This window comes from Citrobacter sp. Cpo071, assembly GCF_030332765.1.
Lineage (GTDB): Bacteria > Pseudomonadota > Gammaproteobacteria > Enterobacterales > Enterobacteriaceae > Citrobacter > Citrobacter portucalensis.
On the sequence record NZ_JAOWHE010000085.1, the window covers coordinates 905,074 to 923,550 of the forward strand.

The following is an 18,477-nucleotide window of genomic DNA, read 5'->3' on the forward strand; positions in this document are numbered from 1 at the left end:
GAGAAGTTTTACTGATAATGAAAGGAAACGGAGCCGGACACGACTCCGTTTGCACAGAAGAGAGGTTTCAGGCCAGCAAACCAGGGAAAATGGATTTGATGCCTGTAACGATAAATTCGATACCCAAAGCCATTAACAGCAGCCCCATAATACGCGTAATGACGTTGATACCGGTTTGGCCCAACAGGCGCACTAACCATGGTGCCATGCGGAACAGCCCCCAGCAGCACAGGGCAAACAACGCAATCGCTACAAAAAAGCCAAACAGGTTAATCGCGCTATGATATCGCGTACCCCAAACAATAGTTGAGCTTATCGCCCCCGGCCCCGCCATCAACGGCAATGCCAACGGCACAACGCCGATACTTTCACGGATTGCGGTTTCTGATTTTTCCTGTTTGTTTTGTTTATCTTCCCCTAGTTTTCCACTAATCATTGACATCGCGATAGTCACAACCAGAATGCCGCCAGCGATCCTGAACGAGTCAATTGAGATGCCGAAGAGTTGCAGAATACCATCACCAAGAAACAGCGAAGTCCACAGGATAATTGCGACCGATAGGTTTGCCGTGAGGTTGGTTTTGTTTCGTGCTGCGGCAGTTTGATAGCTGGTCATACTGATAAAGACGGGGATGATCCCTACCGGGTTGACCAACGCAAATAACCCAATGAAAAATTTAAAATAGACAGGAAAATCAAATAGCGTTTGGATCACGGTTAGCTCCGAAGCGTTAGCCGGATAAAATGAGTCATAAAAATTGATAAAATCCGCGCTGAAGATACGCCTTTTGTCAGCATACTTCACCTTCTATCTGCGTATATCAATGTAAATACGCTACCAATACTCAGTGTTATTAATATGTATTAAATATGCTAATGTTATTAGCATTCATTACGCCAATTTATTAACACTTAACGAGAAACGCTAAAAGGGCCTGCTGAAAGGTGTCAGCTTTGCGAATTTTTGATCCAGATCACGCAATTACTACTCAGAAGTGAGTAATCTTGCTTACGCCACCTGGAGGTAACGCGTTAGAGTTAACAGACGCTAGCGTATAAGCTCTTTTAGTAAATCAAAGTAAAGTGGACGTTAATTAACCGTTTGATTTTCAAACCATTACACAAATTTTCGTCGGTCTGTCTATACTCTCGTATCGAGCAGATGATTTACTAAAAAAGTTTAACATTATCAGGAGAGCATCATGGCTGTTACTAATGTCGCTGAACTTAACGCACTTGTAGAGCGCGTAAAAAAAGCCCAGCGTGAATATGCCAGTTTCACTCAAGAACAGGTTGACAAAATCTTCCGTGCCGCCGCTCTGGCTGCCGCAGACGCTCGAATTCCTCTCGCGAAAATGGCCGTTGCCGAATCCGGCATGGGTATTGTCGAAGATAAAGTGATTAAAAACCACTTCGCTTCTGAATACATTTACAACGCTTACAAAGATGAAAAAACCTGTGGTGTGCTGTCTGAAGACGACACTTTTGGTACCATTACCATTGCTGAACCGATTGGTATTATCTGCGGTATCGTTCCAACCACTAACCCGACTTCTACTGCAATCTTCAAATCACTGATCAGCCTGAAGACCCGTAACGCCATCATCTTCTCTCCGCATCCGCGCGCAAAAGATGCAACTAACAAAGCAGCTGACATCGTTCTGCAAGCAGCAATCGCTGCTGGCGCACCGAAAGATCTGATCGGCTGGATCGATCAACCTTCCGTTGAACTGTCTAACGCGCTGATGCACCACCCGGACATCAACCTGATCCTTGCGACCGGTGGTCCAGGCATGGTTAAAGCGGCATACAGCTCCGGTAAACCGGCTATCGGCGTAGGCGCAGGTAACACCCCTGTGGTTATCGACGAAACCGCTGATATCAAACGTGCTGTTGCATCTGTTCTGATGTCTAAAACCTTTGATAACGGCGTAATCTGTGCTTCTGAGCAGTCTGTCGTCGTGGTTGACTCCGTATATGATGCAGTACGTGAGCGTTTTGCGACTCACGGCGGCTACATGCTGCAGGGCAAAGAGCTGAAAGCAGTCCAGGACGTTATCCTGAAAAATGGCGCGCTGAACGCAGCTATCGTTGGTCAGCCGGCATACAAGATTGCTGAACTGGCAGGCTTCTCCGTACCAGAAACCACTAAGATTCTGATCGGTGAAGTGAAGGTTGTTGACGAAAGCGAACCGTTTGCTCACGAGAAACTGTCTCCGACGCTGGCAATGTACCGTGCGAAGGACTTCGAAGACGCAGTCATCAAAGCTGAAAAACTGGTTGCGATGGGCGGTATCGGTCATACCTCTTGCCTGTACACTGACCAGGACAACCAGCCAGAGCGTGTTGCCTACTTCGGCCAGATGATGAAAACCGCACGTATCCTGATCAACACCCCGGCTTCTCAGGGTGGTATCGGTGACCTGTACAACTTCAAACTCGCACCTTCCCTGACACTGGGTTGTGGTTCCTGGGGTGGTAACTCCATCTCTGAAAACGTTGGTCCTAAGCACCTGATCAACAAGAAAACCGTTGCTAAGCGAGCTGAAAACATGTTGTGGCACAAACTTCCGAAATCTATCTACTTCCGTCGTGGCTCTCTGCCAATCGCACTGGATGAAGTGATTACCGATGGTCACAAACGTGCGCTGATCGTGACCGACCGCTTCCTGTTCAACAACGGTTATGCAGACCAGATCACCTCCGTTCTGAAAGCTGCTGGCGTTGAAACCGAAGTGTTCTTTGAAGTTGAAGCTGACCCGACTCTGACCGTTGTTCGCAAAGGTGCTGAGCTGGCTAACTCCTTCAAACCAGACGTAATCATCGCACTGGGTGGTGGTTCCCCGATGGACGCCGCGAAAATCATGTGGGTTATGTACGAGCACCCGGAAACTCACTTCGAAGAACTGGCACTGCGCTTTATGGACATCCGTAAACGTATCTACAAGTTCCCGAAAATGGGCGTAAAAGCGAAGATGGTTGCAGTTACCACCACTTCCGGTACCGGTTCTGAAGTGACTCCGTTTGCGGTCGTTACCGACGATGCAACTGGGCAGAAATACCCGCTGGCAGACTATGCGCTGACTCCGGATATGGCGATTGTTGACGCCAACCTGGTTATGGATATGCCGAAGTCACTGTGTGCGTTCGGTGGTCTGGATGCCGTCACCCACGCTCTGGAAGCTTACGTTTCAGTACTGGCTTCTGAGTTCTCTGACGGTCAGGCTCTGCAAGCGTTGAAATTGCTGAAAGAAAACCTGCCAGCGTCTTACCATGAAGGTTCTAAGAACCCGGTAGCGCGTGAGCGTGTACACAGTGCAGCAACTATCGCCGGTATCGCGTTTGCTAACGCCTTCCTGGGTGTATGTCACTCAATGGCGCACAAACTGGGTTCTCAGTTCCACATTCCTCACGGTCTGGCGAACGCCCTGCTGATCAGCAACGTTATTCGTTATAACGCGAACGACAACCCGACTAAACAGACTGCATTCAGCCAGTACGACCGTCCGCAGGCACGCCGTCGCTACGCTGAAATCGCAGACCATCTGGGTCTGAGCGCACCGGGTGACCGTACTGCCGCGAAAATCCAGAAACTGCTGGGCTGGCTGGAAGAAATCAAGGCTGAACTGGGTATTCCTAAGTCTATCCGTGAAGCTGGCGTTCAGGAAGCTGACTTCCTGGCACACGTGGACAAACTGTCTGAAGATGCGTTTGACGACCAGTGTACTGGTGCTAACCCACGTTACCCGCTGATTTCTGAACTGAAACAGATCCTGCTGGATACCTACTACGGTCGTGAGTATAGCGAAGGTCAGACCGCCGCTAAGACTGAAGCAGTAGCTGCACCGAAAGCAGAAAAGAAAGCGAAGAAATCCGCTTAATTTGCTCAGATAAGTTTTAGCTTCATCATAAACGGTCCCAATTGGGGCCGTTTTTTTCGTCTTGTGTTATGAAAATCGGGGAATACACAATTTAACCATGTGAATAGAATGGCAGTGTAAGAGATGTATTCAGGAAGATGTGAGACCAGCCGTCAGAAAAGAGTCTGACAGGGTAGAGAACATTGACGAAGGTTCCGGCCTACCCTGTGTTTATAAGCGCTCAGAAGCGTACAGGGTTAATCGTGGCTGTGTCGTTCTTGTATCGCCGTCAGAGAGCCCTCAGACTGCGCTTGTTTGTAGTGTTTACGACATACCGACACATAGCGTTCATTCCCGCCGATAACCACCTGCTCGCCCTCGTTATAAGGTCTTCCAGCCTGATCAAGGCGTAATACCATGCTGGCCTTACGGCCACAGAAACAAATGGTCTTTAATTCAACCAGTTTATCTGACCAGGCAAGCAGGTATTCGCTGCCACCAAATAACTCACCACGAAAATCAGTGCGTAAGCCGTAACACAAAACAGGAATATCCAGTTGATCGACAACTTCAGATAATTCATAAACCTGTTGTCGGGTCAGAAACTGAGACTCATCGACCAGTACACAGTGAATTCTTTGCTGCGCATTCTCGGCGCGAATCTCTTCGAACAATGATGAATTTTGGTTAAACAATTTTGCAGGTGACGACAGACCTATACGTGAACTTACTTTTCCAGCACCAAAACGGTCATCAATTTCCGCTGTATATACAACGGCACGCATCCCACGTTCCTGATAATTGTACGAAGATTGCAACAATGCAGTCGACTTACCTGCGTTCATTGCAGAATAGTAAAAATATAGTTGTGCCATTGACCGAAGGCCCTCACCAGGGGAAATAAATATGGGCTGGATTGTATCATATTTCACGAACATGTCGGTGTAGCGTTGGCCACAAAGGCGTATAAATGAGCGGGCAAGCTCGCACAGTGCCGCCTGAATTTAAGTAACGGATAGTGAGAGAGCATACAACCATCGACCAAACAGCCTGAACTCGGACGCGTATATACACACTCTTTCACAAATAGTGCTCATGAAATTTATCAATGTCACTTATCATCATACGGCAATAAAGAAACCCTTCCCATATTGTTATTGAATCTACCCACTGTCGCCGTGTATTAGCGAATTCACGTAAGCAAAACTAATACAAAAGGTTGAAATCACTGCAAAGAGATACTATTTGTACACCATAAAATGTGACCTGAATCTTGAATTTTTACTCTCAGCCGCTGAGAAGCCCCCTCGTCAATAAGCCTTTTTTATGCCCAACATCATGGGAAATTTAAGACAGGAGAATTAATTCTGATACTAAATAAAGCGCAATTTTGAATTCCTTACATTCCTGGCTATTGCACAACTGAATTTATCGCTCTATTATTAGCTCAACAAACCACCCCAATATAAGTTTGAGATTACTACAATGAGCGAAGCACTTAAAATTCTGAACAACATCCGTACTCTTCGTGCGCAGGCAAGAGAATGCACTCTGGAAACGCTTGAAGAAATGCTGGAAAAATTAGAAGTTGTAGTTAGCGAGCGTCGCGAAGAAGAAAGCGCTGCTGCTGCTGAAGTTGAAGAACGTACTCGTAAACTGCAACAATATCGTGAAATGCTGATCGCTGACGGCATTGATCCGAACGAATTGCTGAATAGCATGGCTGCTGTTAAATCTGGCACCAAAGCTAAACGCGCTGCACGTCCGGCTAAATATAGCTATGTTGACGAAAACGGTGAAACTAAAACCTGGACTGGCCAGGGCCGTACACCGGCAGTGATCAAAAAAGCGATGGAAGAACAAGGTAAACAACTGGACGATTTCCTGATCAAGGAATAATTCAGAAATAGTTTGCTTAAAATCCCGCCACTGGCGGGATTTTTTTTACCGGTACTTCGCTCAACCCTACCCGGATTAGGTATAAAAAAAACGGCGCTGTTAATACAGCGCCGTTCTGACCAGATAATACCAGAAGGTTACTTCTTAATACCCATCTCGTCTTCCAGCCAGGCTTTAAATTCGGCGCCGAGAGTATTATGGCGAATACCATATTCAACGAACGCCTGCATATAGCCCAGTTTATTACCACAGTCATGGCTTTTGCCCTTCATGTGATAAGCTTCAACCGTCTCTTTTTCAATCAGCATATCGATAGCATCTGTCAGCTGAATTTCATCACCCGCTCCCGGAGGGGTTTTAGCCAGCAGAGGCCAGATATCGGCACTAAGAACGTAACGACCCACAACGGCCAGATTAGAAGGCGCAACATCAGCTTTTGGTTTTTCAACCACGCCAACCATCGGGACGCTTTCGCCCGGGGATAATTCAACGCCTTTACAATCCACAACGCCATAAGCCGTAACATCTTCTACCGGTTCAACCATAATCTGGCTGCTACCTGTTTCATCAAAACGATGAATCATTTCGGCAAGGTTGTCGCGGGATAAATCAGATTCGTATTCATCAAGAATTACGTCCGGCAGGATTACAGCTACCGGTTCATCGCCAACCACAGGGTGCGCGCACAATACCGCGTGGCCCAGACCTTTAGCCAGCCCCTGACGCACCTGCATAATAGTCACATGTGGCGGGCAAATAGATTGCACTTCTTCCAGAAGCTGACGTTTTACACGTTTTTCCAGCATCGCTTCAAGTTCAAAGCTGGTATCAAAGTGGTTTTCAATGGAATTTTTAGACGAGTGAGTTACAAGTACAATTTCAGTGATGCCCGCAGCAATACATTCGTTTACGACGTACTGAATTAATGGCTTATCAACCAACGGTAGCATCTCTTTCGGGATTGCTTTCGTAGCCGGTAACATCCTGGTTCCTAATCCCGCAACCGGGATAACGGCTTTTTTGACTTTTGAATTAAGGGCAGCCATTTAAAACTCTCCTGGACTGTTCATGTATTGAACGTGTTCATCATTCTGTATCGCATCCGAGTATATCAGTACAGCGACAAGCTTCTGGTCTGAAAAGGACGCGCGTCGGTATAATTAAGATAAATACGAATAAAACTGGCGCCGATAGTAGCACTCGCAACATGGGGAGGGTGAACCAATTTCATTTGCACGCCACTCAATTGTTCATTCCGCAGACAACATCAAGCGCAGGCGACCTCCCGCCCCCCAAATTTGGCATTGCCATGACTCACAATGTTGGCTCAGCTGATTAAGATACGTATTACCTAAGGTACCCAGCGGAACGCCATTGCTGATTTGCACTTGGTGGGAACCTGTATTTAATGTCGCATTCAGCCCTGCCGATACCAGAATCAGATTTTTTAATCCGCTGTGGTAATACCCCACCAGCAAGGGAAACTGCCCTGGTAAATTGGCTTGCCGCAACAAATGATTTACCTGTTTCAATAACGTACCCAACTCCGGCAACCGTTGATTTTGTTGTGTCAGTTGCTCCTGCAGTAAACCATTAAATAGCGCCCGCAGTAATAATGCAGCCAGCACGCCATTATCCCCTGCACGCGTCACATCAAGGCAATAGAATGCAAGGTCATGATCCGACAGCGGCGCAATATCCAGCACCAGACCCGGTTGGTCGGCTGCCACCAATTGTCGATAGTTAATGCGACAGTGCGAAATCACTTGCGACACTGGAGGCTGTAATTCTTTTAGCAGCTTCGCGGCGGCGGCAGGATCGTCCACCATCGCATCCCAGTCGCGAAATAGCCGCTCTTCTTCTTCCACGCGTGAATTAAACATGTTGGGATAAAGACATGCAAAGACGGTTTCTCGCAAGCGATTAAGGTCTTTCACCGGCTTCAACAGGACGTCATCCACACCGAGTCGTAACGCTTTGGCTATGTCGGACATGTTTTCCGTCGCAGAAATCACCAGTATCGGGGTCTGATCGCCACGATTACGTAAATACTCAACCAGTTTGAGACCGTTCATTCTTGGCATAGCCAGGTCGCAGATCATCAGGTCGGGTTTAAAATGCCCAAGCAAGTCCAGTGCTTCAAGTCCGTCACCAGCTACCGCCGTTGTCGCTCCCAAAGAGGAAAACCATGAGTCCATGAGTGAGCGAAATACCGGCTCATCCTCAACGATAAGAATCTGTTTTCCGACCAATGGCTGCGTCATATTCTCCCCCCTGACTGGCTTTAATAAATAGTGGCATGCTATTGCCACTCACGCCTGTCAGAATTAGCTTAAGTGTTGATAAAAAATGCGTTAGACGTTGGTTTTCACCAGGGGTAGAAGCTCATCCATTTTCTTCTCGACCGCTAACTGCCCGGCAGCAATTGCCGCACTGGCGCGGTGAAAATCCAGCGTGGATATTTGTGGACAAAACGGCTGAATCAGAATGTCTGGAGGGTCACCGGCCATGCGGTTACGTTTCAGTCGGTTTTCCAGAACCTGAATAGACGTCGTCATGATCTCCATCGCCGTGGGCGCAGTTACTGCACGCCTGGCCGTAATGTTGCTCAAGCGTTCTTTCAGACGGGCATGCCATGAGAGTTCGTCAGCATCATCACCCGATTCGGCATCGCTATTGACGTTGAAGGAGAGTAAATCTTGTTGCATGAGATGCGCATCGTGTTGCAGGTCGACCGCTATAACAATATCGGCCCCCAACGCGCGAGTCAGGGAGACAGGGACAGGATTCACCACCGCACCATCGACCAGCCAGTAACCATTGTGCGCCACAGGTGACATCAAGCCAGGAATACTGCAGGAGGCCCGGACAGCCAGATGTAAATCACCTTCGGTGAACCAAAGTTCCCGACCCGTACTCAGATTGGTAGCCACTGTTGCGAAACGGCGAGTACATTGCTCAATTGCTTCTACCGGCATCACATTACGGTACTGATTGAATACCCGTTCACCGCGCAGTAAACCTCCCCTGCGCCACGAGAGATCCATCAACCGTAAAACATCCCAATAGCTGAAAGAACAGACCCACTTTTCGAGAGCAGGCAGCTTATTGCAGGCGTAGGCAGCGCCAACCAACGAACCGATGGAGCACCCTGCCACGATATCAACATCAATGCCCATATGCTTAAGGGCTTTAATAACGCCAATATGCGACCAACCTCGCGCCGCGCCGGAACCTAGCGCCAGCCCAATTTTTATTTTTCTCATTATACGTACAAACTTCCCCTGGCTTGCAGACGTAGCAACATCGCTACCGCTCAGTTAACATAGTGCCACTCTGGCGTTTTTACGCCGTTTTTATATTCCAGGGAGTACTTTGTGTCTCAGCTTTGTCCCTGTGGTAGCGCTGTCGAGTATAGCCTATGTTGCTACCGTTATGTGTCCGGCGCGCAAGTAGCACCTACGCCGTCACATCTCATGCGTTCTCGTTACTGTGCTTTTGTGATGAAAGACGCAGATTACCTTATCAGAACCTGGCATCCGGACTGTCATGCCGCCGCGTTTCGCGACGACATTATCGCAGGATTTGCGCACACCGAATGGCTCGGGCTGACCGTTTTTGAACAAGAGACGGCAGACACAGAAAATATCGGCTATGTCAGTTTTGTCGCACGGTTTTCTGAACAAGGTAAAACAGGTGCAATTATCGAGCGCTCTCGTTTTTTAAAAGAAAACGGTCAGTGGTACTATATAGACGGTACACGCCCTCAAATTGGACGAAACGATACCTGCCCTTGTGGCTCAGGTAAAAAATTTAAAAAGTGCTGCGGCTAATCAACGCCCGACAGTATCAATTTTGCAAACATTCTCAACAGGATCACCGCTGCAAATGCATTCATTACAACGAAAAGTGCTGCGTACTATTTGCCCGGACCAAAAAGGTCTGATCGCGCGCATTACAAATATCTGTTACAAGCATGAACTGAACATCGTGCAGAACAATGAGTTTGTGGACCACCGTACCGGACGCTTTTTTATGCGTACCGAACTGGAGGGCATATTTAACGACATCACGCTGCTTGCCGATCTGGACAGCGCCTTACCTGAAGGCTCGATTCGTGAATTAACCCCAGCAGGCCGCCGCCGCATCGTCATTTTGGTCACCAAGGAAGCGCATTGCCTGGGCGATTTATTAATGAAGGCCAATTATGGCGGGCTGGATGTTGAAATCGCCGCGGTGATCGGCAATCACGAGACCTTGCGTCCTCTGGTTGAACGGTTTTATATTCCGTTTGAGCTGGTGAGCCATGAAGGTTTAACACGTGAAGAACATGATCAGAAAATGGCTGATGCTATCGACGCCCACCAGCCGGATTATGTCGTGCTGGCTAAATACATGCGCGTTCTGACCCCGACATTTGTTTCACGCTTCCCGAATAAGATTATCAATATTCACCATTCATTCCTGCCAGCATTCATTGGTGCTCGTCCGTACCATCAAGCTTATGAACGCGGCGTGAAGATCATCGGTGCGACGGCCCACTACGTGAATGATAACCTCGATGAAGGCCCAATCATTATGCAGGACGTGATCCATGTTGATCACACCTACACCGCCGAAGATATGATGCGCGCGGGTCGCGACGTTGAAAAAAATGTATTAAGCCGTGCGCTGTATCAGGTTCTGGCTCAACGCGTCTTTGTTTACGGTAACCGAACGATTATTCTGTAATCGATTGATAAGTTAATTGGTTACCTTTACATCTTTACGTGTAAAAATCAGGCAACCAGTTCTTTTTTATCAACGGAATGCTTTACAGGGGCGCATCATTTGATATGATGCGCCCCGCTTCCAACGGAAGCAGGCCAGTAATTAGCATTACCCCGTGGTGGGGTTCCCGAGCGGCCAAAGGGAGCAGACTGTAAATCTGCCGTCATCGACTTCGAAGGTTCGAATCCTTCCCCCACCACCATTATTCACTACAGCGATGTAGTTATCCCGGTGAGCAATACAGAAGTTTGCACTTGTCGGGGAAGGGTGAGAGCCTTCGATTAAGGTTCGACTCGAGCGAAAGCGAGAGAACGTTGCCAACGGCAACGACCCGAAGGGTGAGGAGCGAAGCGACGAATAATCCTTCCCCCACCACCATCTTCTAGCACTGCCTACAATTTGAATTACCCCTGGTGGGGTTCCCGAGCGGCCAAAGGGAGCAGACTGTAAATCTGCCGTCATCGACTTCGAAGGTTCGAATCCTTCCCCCACCACCATTATTCACTACAGCGATGTAGTTATCCCGGTGAGCAATACAGAAGTTTGCACTTGTCGGGGAAGGGTGAGAGCCTTCGATTAAGGTTCGACTCGAGCGAAAGCGAGAGAACGTTGCCAACGGCAACGACCCGAAGGGTGAGGAGCGAAGCGACGAATAATCCTTCCCCCACCACCATCTTCTAGCACTGCCTACAATTTGAATTACCCCTGGTGGGGTTCCCGAGCGGCCAAAGGGAGCAGACTGTAAATCTGCCGTCATCGACTTCGAAGGTTCGAATCCTTCCCCCACCACCATCACTTCATAAAGCAACACACTCAATTCCTCAGCAATGCCTTTTATTTGCCTGATGCGCTATGCTTATCAGGCCTACTAACTCGACATGTGCCCGTAATTTGTCTGCTGCGCTGCGCTTATCAGGCCTACAAACTCGACATGTGCCCGCAATTTGTCTGCTGCGCTGCGCTTATCAGGCCTACGAACTCGTCACGTGCCCGCAATTTGCCTGATGCGCTGCGCTTATCAGGCCTACGAACTCGATACGTGCCCGCTATTCGTCTGATGCGCTGCACTTATCTGGCCTACGAACTCGATACGTGCCCGCTATTTGTCTGATGCGCTGCACTTATCAGGCCTACAGCGCTCGCTGATACCTTCGTAGGCCGGATAAGGCGCTTGCGCCGCCATCCGGCAAACAGGCATAAAAAAACCCCGCCGAAGCAGGGTTTTGTCATTCTCAAATATACGATTAGTGACGCGCGCGAACAATCTGGTATTTGCGTGTCAGATATTCGACCGGGACGCTCCAGATGTGTACCAGACGAGAGAATGGGAACAACAGGAATAGCGTCATACCCAGCACCAGGTGCATACGGAAAATGAACGCAACACCATCGAGATATTGAGACGCTCCGCCCTGGAAGGTCACCACTGTCTGCGCCCAGTTCACCAGCTTCATCATCTCGCTACCGTCCATATGCTGGGCGGAAAACGGAATGGTCAGCAGGCCCAGCGCACACTGGATCACCAGCAGTGAGAGGATCAGAATATCCGCCCCGGTGGTGGTGGCCCGCACGCGCGGGCTGAACAGACGACGTTTCAGCAGCAGTACACCACCAATCAGACACATCAGGCCACTGGCACCGCCCGCAAACATTGCCATCTTTTGTTTCACTTCAAGCGGTAGCCAGGCTTCATACATCCAGTGCGGCGTCAACATGCCAAGGAAGTGCCCAGCAAAGATACCCAGGATCCCGATGTGAAACAGGTTTGACGCCAGGTTCATCCCTTTGCGATCCAGCATCTGACTGGAAGCCGCACGCCATGTATATTGCCCATAGTCATAACGCAGCCAGCTGCCGATCAGAAAGACAGAACCCGCGATGTACGGATAGATGTCAAAGAAGAACGTATTCAGGAAGTGCATTATTGCTGTCCTCCGGTGGTGATATTCAGATACTGCGGCGCAACGGCCCCGGCAAAACGACGCTGGTGAGCGGAGATTTCCGACTCGCCACACCCCTGATCGGCGAAGAATTTCACCTGCTCTTCTTCCCAGACCGCATCCAGCGCTTGTGGAGTATCGTCACGGGCTTCATCCGCAATTTTTTCAGCCACTTTATCGCTGTCGATAACGGTATTCGCCAGTTTTAACAGCAGATCGAACAGCACCGCATAACGGCTTTCACGCTGTTGCAAACGAGCGCTAAGCAGTGCCAGAATCGGCGCAATATCCTGTAAGCCACCTAGCGCTTCGCTTTTCGGCAGTTGCGCAAGGTATTCCAGATACAGCGGCAGATGATCGGGAAGTTCGCGGCTGTCGAGCTGTAAACCGTGCTGCTCATACTGTGCCATCAGGTCAACCATAGCCTGACCGCGATCGCGGGATTCACCGTGAACATGTTCAAACAGCAGCAGCGATGTCGCGCGGCCACGGTCAAACAGTTCGCTGTAGGCGGCCTGCACATCCAGCATGTCCTGCGCAGTTAGATCGCGCAGGAAAACGCCCAGAGTCTGGGCATCCTCTTTATCCAGGTTCTCAGATGACGCGAGTGCATCGAAAAGTTCCTGCTGATGCTGCCACAAGGCAGCATCCGGGTACTCGAGCAGACGCGAAACAATGACGAGTTCAATCATTGGTGCGGCTCCGTTTTGCTGGTCACATCGACAGCGTCGATGCGGCGGCTGTTGAACAGATTGAATTTAGTATCAGAACCGTGGCAACCGTCGCCGAAGGTAAAGCCACAACCGCTTTTCTCCGGGAACGCGTCACGTGCCAGTTCACGATGGCTGCTCGGTACCACGAAACGATCTTCGTAGTTTGCGATCGCCAGGTAACGATACATTTCCTGTGCCTGCGCTTCGCTTAAGCCCACCTCTTCCAGCGCACGGGTATCAACTTTGCCGTCAACAGTTTCCGCACGTTTGTAGTGACGCATCGCCAGCATACGTTTCAGCGCCAACAGTACCGGCTGGGTGTCACCTGCAGTCAGCAGGTTCGCCAGGTACTGAACCGGAATACGCAGGCTGTCAACATCCGGCAGAATACCGTTGCTGCCCAGCTCGCCCGCATCAGCAGCTGACTGAATCGGTGACAATGGCGGCACGTACCAGACCATCGGCAGTGTGCGGTATTCCGGATGCAGCGGCAGCGCCAGCTTCCAGTCCATCGCCATTTTGTAAACCGGAGACTGCTGTGCGGCATCAATGACGCTCAGCGGAATACCATCTTTCAGCGCCTGTTCAATAACAGCCGGATCGTTAGGATCGAGGAACACGTCCAGCTGACGTTGGTACAGATCTTTCTCGTGCTCGGTGCTTGCTGCACTTTCGATCGCATCTGCGTCATACAGCAGTACGCCGAGGTAACGGATACGACCTACACAGGTTTCGGAGCAAACGGTCGGCTGACCAGCTTCGATACGCGGGTAGCAGAAAATGCACTTCTCAGATTTCCCGCTCTTCCAGTTGAAGTAGATCTTCTTGTACGGGCAGCCGGTGATACACATACGCCAGCCGCGGCACTTGTCCTGGTCGATCAGCACGATGCCATCTTCTTCACGCTTGTAGATAGCGCCGCTCGGACAGGTCGCCACACACGCCGGATTAAGGCAGTGCTCACACAGACGCGGCAGGTACATCATGAAGGTGTTTTCGAACTGACCGTACATCGCCTTCTGCATGCTTTCGAAGTTCTGGTCTTTGGCGCGTTTTTCAAACTCGCCGCCGAGAATTTCTTCCCAGTTCGGACCGCTGGTGATTTTGTCCATTCGCTGACCGGTGATGAGCGAGCGTGGACGAGCAATCGGCTGCGCTTTGCTGTCTGCCGGGGCGTTATGCAACGTCTGGTAGTCAAAATCAAACGGCTCGTAGTAATCATCCATGCCCGGCAGATGCGGGTTAGCAAAGATTTTACCCAACAGCAGCGCTTTGTTACCCATGCGCGGCTGCAGTTTGCCGTTGATTTTACGGATCCAACCGCCCTTCCATTTTTCCTGGTTTTCCCAGTCGTTCGGGAAGCCAACGCCAGGCTTACTTTCGACGTTGTTGAACCAGGCGTACTCCATACCTTCACGGCTGGTCCAGACGTTTTTACAGGTCACTGAACAGGTGTGGCAGCCGATGCACTTATCGAGATTCAGCACCATGCCGACTTGTGAACGAATTTTCATTTTACGCTCTCCTGTACCTGGTCATTGCCTTCGCCATCCAACCAGTTAATGTTCTTCATCTTACGTACAACTACGAACTCATCACGGTTTGAACCGACGGTGCCGTAGTAGTTAAAGCCGTAGGCCAACTGCGCATAGCCGCCGATCATATGGGTCGGTTTCGGTGTAATACGGGTCACCGAGTTGTGGATCCCACCGCGCTGCTGGGTGATTTCTGAACCCGGCAGGTTAACGATACGTTCCTGCGCGTGGTACATCATGGTCATCCCGGCCGGTACACGCTGGCTGACAACTGCACGTGCCGTCAGCGCACCGTTACTGTTGAAGACTTCGATCCAGTCGTTATCTTCGATTCCCAGATCCTTCGCATCGACTTCGCTCATCCACACAATCGGGCCACCGCGTGACAGCGTCAGCATCAGCAAGTTGTCGCTGTAAGTGGAGTGGATACCCCATTTCTGGTGCGGCGTCAGGAAGTTGAGCGCTTTTTCCGGGTTACCGTTAGATTTCTCGCCGATCACCGCTTTCACCGAACGGGTGTCGATTGGCGGACGGTAAACCAGCAGGCTTTCACCAAAGTCACGCATCCACTGATGATCCTGATACAACTGCTGGCGACCAGACAGCGTACGCCATGGGATCAGCTCGTGAACGTTGGTATAGCCGGCGTTATAAGACACGTGTTCATCTTCCAGTCCTGACCAGGTCGGGCTGGAGATAATTTTGCGCGGCTGCGCCTGAATATCGCGGAAGCGAATTTTTTCGTCTTCTTTATTCAGCGCCAGATGCGTATGGTCACGGCCGGTAAATTCACTCAGCGCAGCCCAGGCTTTAACGGCTACCTGACCGTTAGTTTCCGGTGCCAGCGTCAGGATCATCTCGGCTGCATCAATTGCGGTATTAAGCCAAGGCTGGCCTTTTGCCGGACCTTCAGCCTTGGTGTAATTGAGCTTACGCAGCAGATCCATTTCGCTCTGGGTATTCCAGGCAATCCCTTTACCACCGTTACCGATTTTTTCCATCAGCGGGCCGATGGAGGTGAAACGCTCGTAGGTTGCCGGATAATCACGCTCAACGGTCATGATGTGCGGTGCGGTAACACCAGGAATCAGGTCACATTCACCTTTTTTCCAGTCCTTCACGTCCAGCGGTTGTGCCAGTTCTGCGGCAGAGTCGTGCTGAATTGGCAGCGTAACGACGTCGGTTTCTTTACCGAGATGACCCACGCAAACTTCAGAGAATTTCTTGGCGATGGCTTTGTAGATTTCCCAGTCACTCTTCGATTCCCAGGCCGGGTCAACCGCCGCAGACAGAGGATGAATAAACGGATGCATGTCCGAGGTATTCATATCGTCTTTTTCATACCAGGTTGCGGTCGGCAGCACGATGTCGGAATACAGACAGGTGCTCGACAGACGGAAGTCCAGCGTGACAACCAGATCCAGTTTGCCGTCCAGGCCGTTATCCTGCCATTCCACTTCTTCAGGCTTCACGCCGCTCTGCTGGCCGAGATCTTTGCCCTGAATACCATGTTCAGTACCCAGCAGATACTTCAGCATGTACTCGTGGCCTTTACCGGAAGAACCGAGCAGGTTAGAACGCCAGATAAACAGGTTGCGCGGATGGTTTTTACCGTTTTCCGGCTGCTCTGCCGCAAAACGAATAGAACCTTCTTTCAGGGATTTAACGGTGTAATCCACCGGCGTCATACCTGCTTTCTGCGCTTCTTCGGCGATACGCAGTGGGTTAGTCCCTAACTGCGGCGCAGATGGCAACCAGCCCATACGTTCAGCGCGAACGTTAAAATCAATCAAATGACCGCTGTAGCGGGATTTGTCTGCCATCGGGGAAAGCAGTTCCTGCGCAGTAACCGTCTCATAGCGCCATTGGCTGGAGTGGTTATAGAAGTAGGAAGTGCTGTTCATATGACGAGGCGGACGCTGCCAGTCAAGAGCAAACGCCAGCGGCTGCCAGCCGGTTTGCGGACGCAGTTTTTCCTGGCCGACGTAGTGGGCCCAACCGCCGCCGCTCTGACCGATACAACCGCAGAACACCAGCATATTGATCAGGCCACGATAGTTCATATCGAGGTGGTACCAGTGGTTCAGGCCCGCACCGACGATGATCATCGAACGACCGTGTGTTTTATCGGCGTTATCCGCAAATTCACGGGCAATGCGCACGATCTGAGAACGTGATACGCCAGTGATTTTTTCTGCCCATGCCGGCGTGTACGCTTTCACGTCATCGTAGCTGGTCGCGCAGTTTTCGTCGTTCAGACCACGTTCCAGGCCATAGTTAGCCATGGTCAGGTCGTAAACGGTGGTCACCAGCGCGGTAGAGCCATCGGCCAACTGCAGGCGTTTAACCGGCAGTTTGTGCAGCAGAATATTTTCCAGCTCTACTTTACTGAAGTGCTCGGTACCTTCGCCGCCAAAGTACGGGAAGCCCACTTCAGCGATATCGTCCTGGCTACCCAGCAGGCTGAGTTGCAGTTCGGTTTCATCACCGGACGTACCGTCGCGTTGCTCAAGGTTCCATTTGCCCTTTTCGCCCCAACGGAAACCAATTGAACCGTTTGGCGCAACCATTTCGCCGTTGTTGTTGATAGCGACGGTTTTCCATTCCGGGTTATTTTCCTGGCCCAGAGAGTCGACCAGGTCCGCCGCACGCAGCATACGACCAGCAGCATAGTAGCCGTCACGCTCTTCGAGCATCACCAGCATTGGCATGTCGGTATAACGACGAACGTAGTCGGTGAAGTACTGGCTCGGGTTATCGAGGTGGAACTCGCGCAACATGACATGGCCCATCGCCATTGCCATCGCCGCATCGGTTCCCTGCTTCGGTGCCAGCCACAGGTCGCAAAGTTTGGCAATTTCTGCGTAGTCCGGAGTAATCGCTACCGTTTTGGTGCCTTTATAACGAACCTCAGTAAAGAAGTGTGCATCCGGAGTACGGGTCTGCGGTACGTTAGAGCCCCATGCAAGAATGTAGCTGGAGTTATACCAGTCGGCAGATTCCGGTACGTCGGTTTGCTCGCCCCAGGTTTGCGGGGAAGCCGGCGGTAGGTCACAGTACCAGTCGTAGAAGCTCAGGCAGGTACCGCCAATCAGCGACATATAGCGTGCACCGGAAGCATAAGAAACCATCGACATCGCCGGGATCGGAGAGAAGCCTGCAACGCGGTCAGGGCCATAGGTTTTGATGGTGTAAACGTTAGATGCAGCAATCAGTTCATTCACTTCCTGCCAGGAAGAACGAACAAACCCACCACGACCACGCGCTTGTTTGAAGCTTTTTGCTTTGTCGGCGTCTTCGATGATGGATGCCCATGCGTCTACCGGATCGCTGTGCAGTCTTTTTGCTTCACGCCACATCTTCATCAGACGTTTGCGCATCAGCGGGTATTTCAGACGGTTAGCGCTGTAGAGATACCAGGAATAGCTTGCACCACGTGGGCAGCCGCGAGGCTCGTGGTTAGGCATATCTGGACGCGTGCGTGGGTAGTCAGTTTGCTGGGTCTCCCAGGTCACCAGACCATTTTTCACATAGATTTTCCAGCTGCATGAGCCCGTGCAGTTTACCCCGTGGGTTGAACGCACGATTTTGTCATGCTGCCAACGCTGGCGGTATCCGTCCTCCCAGTCCCTGTTGGTATTGAGAAGCTGGCCATGCCCATCGGCAAAGGTTTCACCCTTCTGCTTGAAGTAGCGAAACCGGTCCAGGAATTTACTCATCGGTTTTCTCCTGTAGGAGCCTGACGGCTCTCTGATAAATC

General features: G+C 50.6%; 13 protein-coding genes, 3 tRNA genes and 2 other RNA genes. 9 read left to right on the forward strand and 9 right to left on the reverse strand.

Annotation, left to right across the window (positions count from 1 at the left end):
- Positions 1–67: 67 nt before the first annotated feature.
- Positions 68–715 carry an NAAT family transporter YchE gene (gene ychE, locus OGY09_RS21475; protein WP_003020714.1) on the reverse strand — a complete coding sequence of 216 codons (648 nt, stop codon included), beginning with the start codon at positions 713–715 and terminating at the stop codon, positions 68–70.
- Between the two features lie 487 nt (positions 716–1,202).
- On the opposite strand from ychE, the gene adhE reads away from it, so the two are divergent.
- A complete protein-coding gene (adhE, locus tag OGY09_RS21480) occupies positions 1,203–3,881 on the forward strand; it encodes a bifunctional acetaldehyde-CoA/alcohol dehydrogenase (protein WP_008784953.1) in 2,679 nt (892 codons plus the stop codon).
- 236 nt (positions 3,882–4,117) lie between these two features.
- Here the strand turns inward: adhE and tdk are convergent, their stop codons facing one another.
- A complete protein-coding gene (gene tdk / locus OGY09_RS21485) occupies positions 4,118–4,735 on the reverse strand; it encodes a thymidine kinase (RefSeq protein ID WP_008784954.1) in 618 nt (205 codons plus the stop codon).
- Between the two features lie 610 nt (positions 4,736–5,345).
- Between tdk and hns the strand changes: the two genes are divergently transcribed.
- Entirely contained in the window at positions 5,346–5,759 is a 414-nt protein-coding gene (gene hns, locus OGY09_RS21490; RefSeq protein ID WP_003020723.1) for a histone-like nucleoid-structuring protein H-NS, read from the forward strand.
- Positions 5,760–5,896: 137 nt separating this feature from the next.
- On the opposite strand, the gene galU is transcribed toward hns, so the two are convergent.
- The 3 genes from galU to rssA all read right to left on the reverse strand — a co-directional run bounded on the left by galU (position 5,897) and on the right by rssA (position 9,025).
- Positions 5,897–6,805, reverse strand: coding sequence for a UTP--glucose-1-phosphate uridylyltransferase GalU (gene galU / locus OGY09_RS21495; RefSeq protein WP_003020727.1), 909 nt, complete (start codon positions 6,803–6,805; stop codon positions 5,897–5,899).
- A gap of 204 nt (positions 6,806–7,009) precedes the next feature.
- On the reverse strand, positions 7,010–8,023 hold the full coding sequence (gene rssB, locus OGY09_RS21500; RefSeq protein WP_032943688.1) for a two-component system response regulator RssB: 1,014 nt from the start codon (positions 8,021–8,023) through the stop codon (positions 7,010–7,012).
- 90 nt (positions 8,024–8,113) lie between these two features.
- Positions 8,114–9,025 carry a patatin-like phospholipase RssA gene (gene rssA / locus OGY09_RS21505; RefSeq protein ID WP_008784956.1) on the reverse strand — a complete coding sequence of 304 codons (912 nt, stop codon included), beginning with the start codon at positions 9,023–9,025 and terminating at the stop codon, positions 8,114–8,116.
- Positions 9,026–9,136: 111 nt separating this feature from the next.
- Here rssA and OGY09_RS21510 point away from each other — a divergent pair, with 111 nt between their 5' ends.
- The 7 genes from OGY09_RS21510 to OGY09_RS21540 all read left to right on the forward strand — a co-directional run bounded on the left by OGY09_RS21510 (position 9,137) and on the right by OGY09_RS21540 (position 11,321).
- Positions 9,137–9,592: a YchJ family protein gene (locus OGY09_RS21510; RefSeq protein WP_032943690.1), complete on the forward strand. Its 456-nt coding sequence runs from the start codon at positions 9,137–9,139 to the stop codon at positions 9,590–9,592.
- 55 nt (positions 9,593–9,647) lie between these two features.
- On the forward strand, positions 9,648–10,490 hold the full coding sequence (gene purU, locus OGY09_RS21515; RefSeq protein WP_032943691.1) for a formyltetrahydrofolate deformylase: 843 nt from the start codon (positions 9,648–9,650) through the stop codon (positions 10,488–10,490).
- Positions 10,491–10,646: 156 nt separating this feature from the next.
- Positions 10,647–10,731: transfer RNA gene (locus tag OGY09_RS21520), tRNA-Tyr, on the forward strand.
- Between the two features lie 44 nt (positions 10,732–10,775).
- Positions 10,776–10,907, forward strand: a non-coding RNA gene (locus OGY09_RS21525) — RtT sRNA.
- A gap of 34 nt (positions 10,908–10,941) precedes the next feature.
- Positions 10,942–11,026: transfer RNA gene (locus OGY09_RS21530), tRNA-Tyr, on the forward strand.
- Positions 11,027–11,070: 44 nt separating this feature from the next.
- Positions 11,071–11,202, forward strand: a non-coding RNA gene (locus tag OGY09_RS21535) — RtT sRNA.
- A 34-nt stretch (positions 11,203–11,236) separates the two neighbouring features.
- A tRNA-Tyr gene (locus tag OGY09_RS21540) sits at positions 11,237–11,321 on the forward strand.
- A 452-nt stretch (positions 11,322–11,773) separates the two neighbouring features.
- Here the strand turns inward: OGY09_RS21540 and narI are convergent.
- From narI to OGY09_RS21560, 4 genes are read right to left on the reverse strand one after another with little or no spacing between them, the layout of a single operon-like run.
- Positions 11,774–12,451, reverse strand: a complete 678-nt coding sequence (gene narI, locus OGY09_RS21545; RefSeq protein ID WP_003833386.1) for a respiratory nitrate reductase subunit gamma — start codon at positions 12,449–12,451, stop codon at positions 11,774–11,776.
- Complete coding sequence (gene narJ, locus OGY09_RS21550; RefSeq protein WP_008784959.1) at positions 12,451–13,161, reverse strand: nitrate reductase molybdenum cofactor assembly chaperone; 711 nt, start codon at positions 13,159–13,161, stop codon at positions 12,451–12,453. The genes narI and narJ overlap by 1 nt, the downstream gene beginning before the upstream one ends.
- Complete coding sequence (gene narH / locus OGY09_RS21555) at positions 13,158–14,696, reverse strand: nitrate reductase subunit beta (RefSeq protein WP_032943692.1); 1,539 nt, start codon at positions 14,694–14,696, stop codon at positions 13,158–13,160. The genes narJ and narH overlap by 4 nt, the downstream gene beginning before the upstream one ends.
- Positions 14,693–18,436, reverse strand: coding sequence for a nitrate reductase subunit alpha (locus OGY09_RS21560; protein WP_032943696.1), 3,744 nt, complete (start codon positions 18,434–18,436; stop codon positions 14,693–14,695). Before OGY09_RS21560 ends, narH begins: the two co-directional genes overlap by 4 nt.
- Between the last annotated feature and the right edge of the window lie 41 nt (positions 18,437–18,477).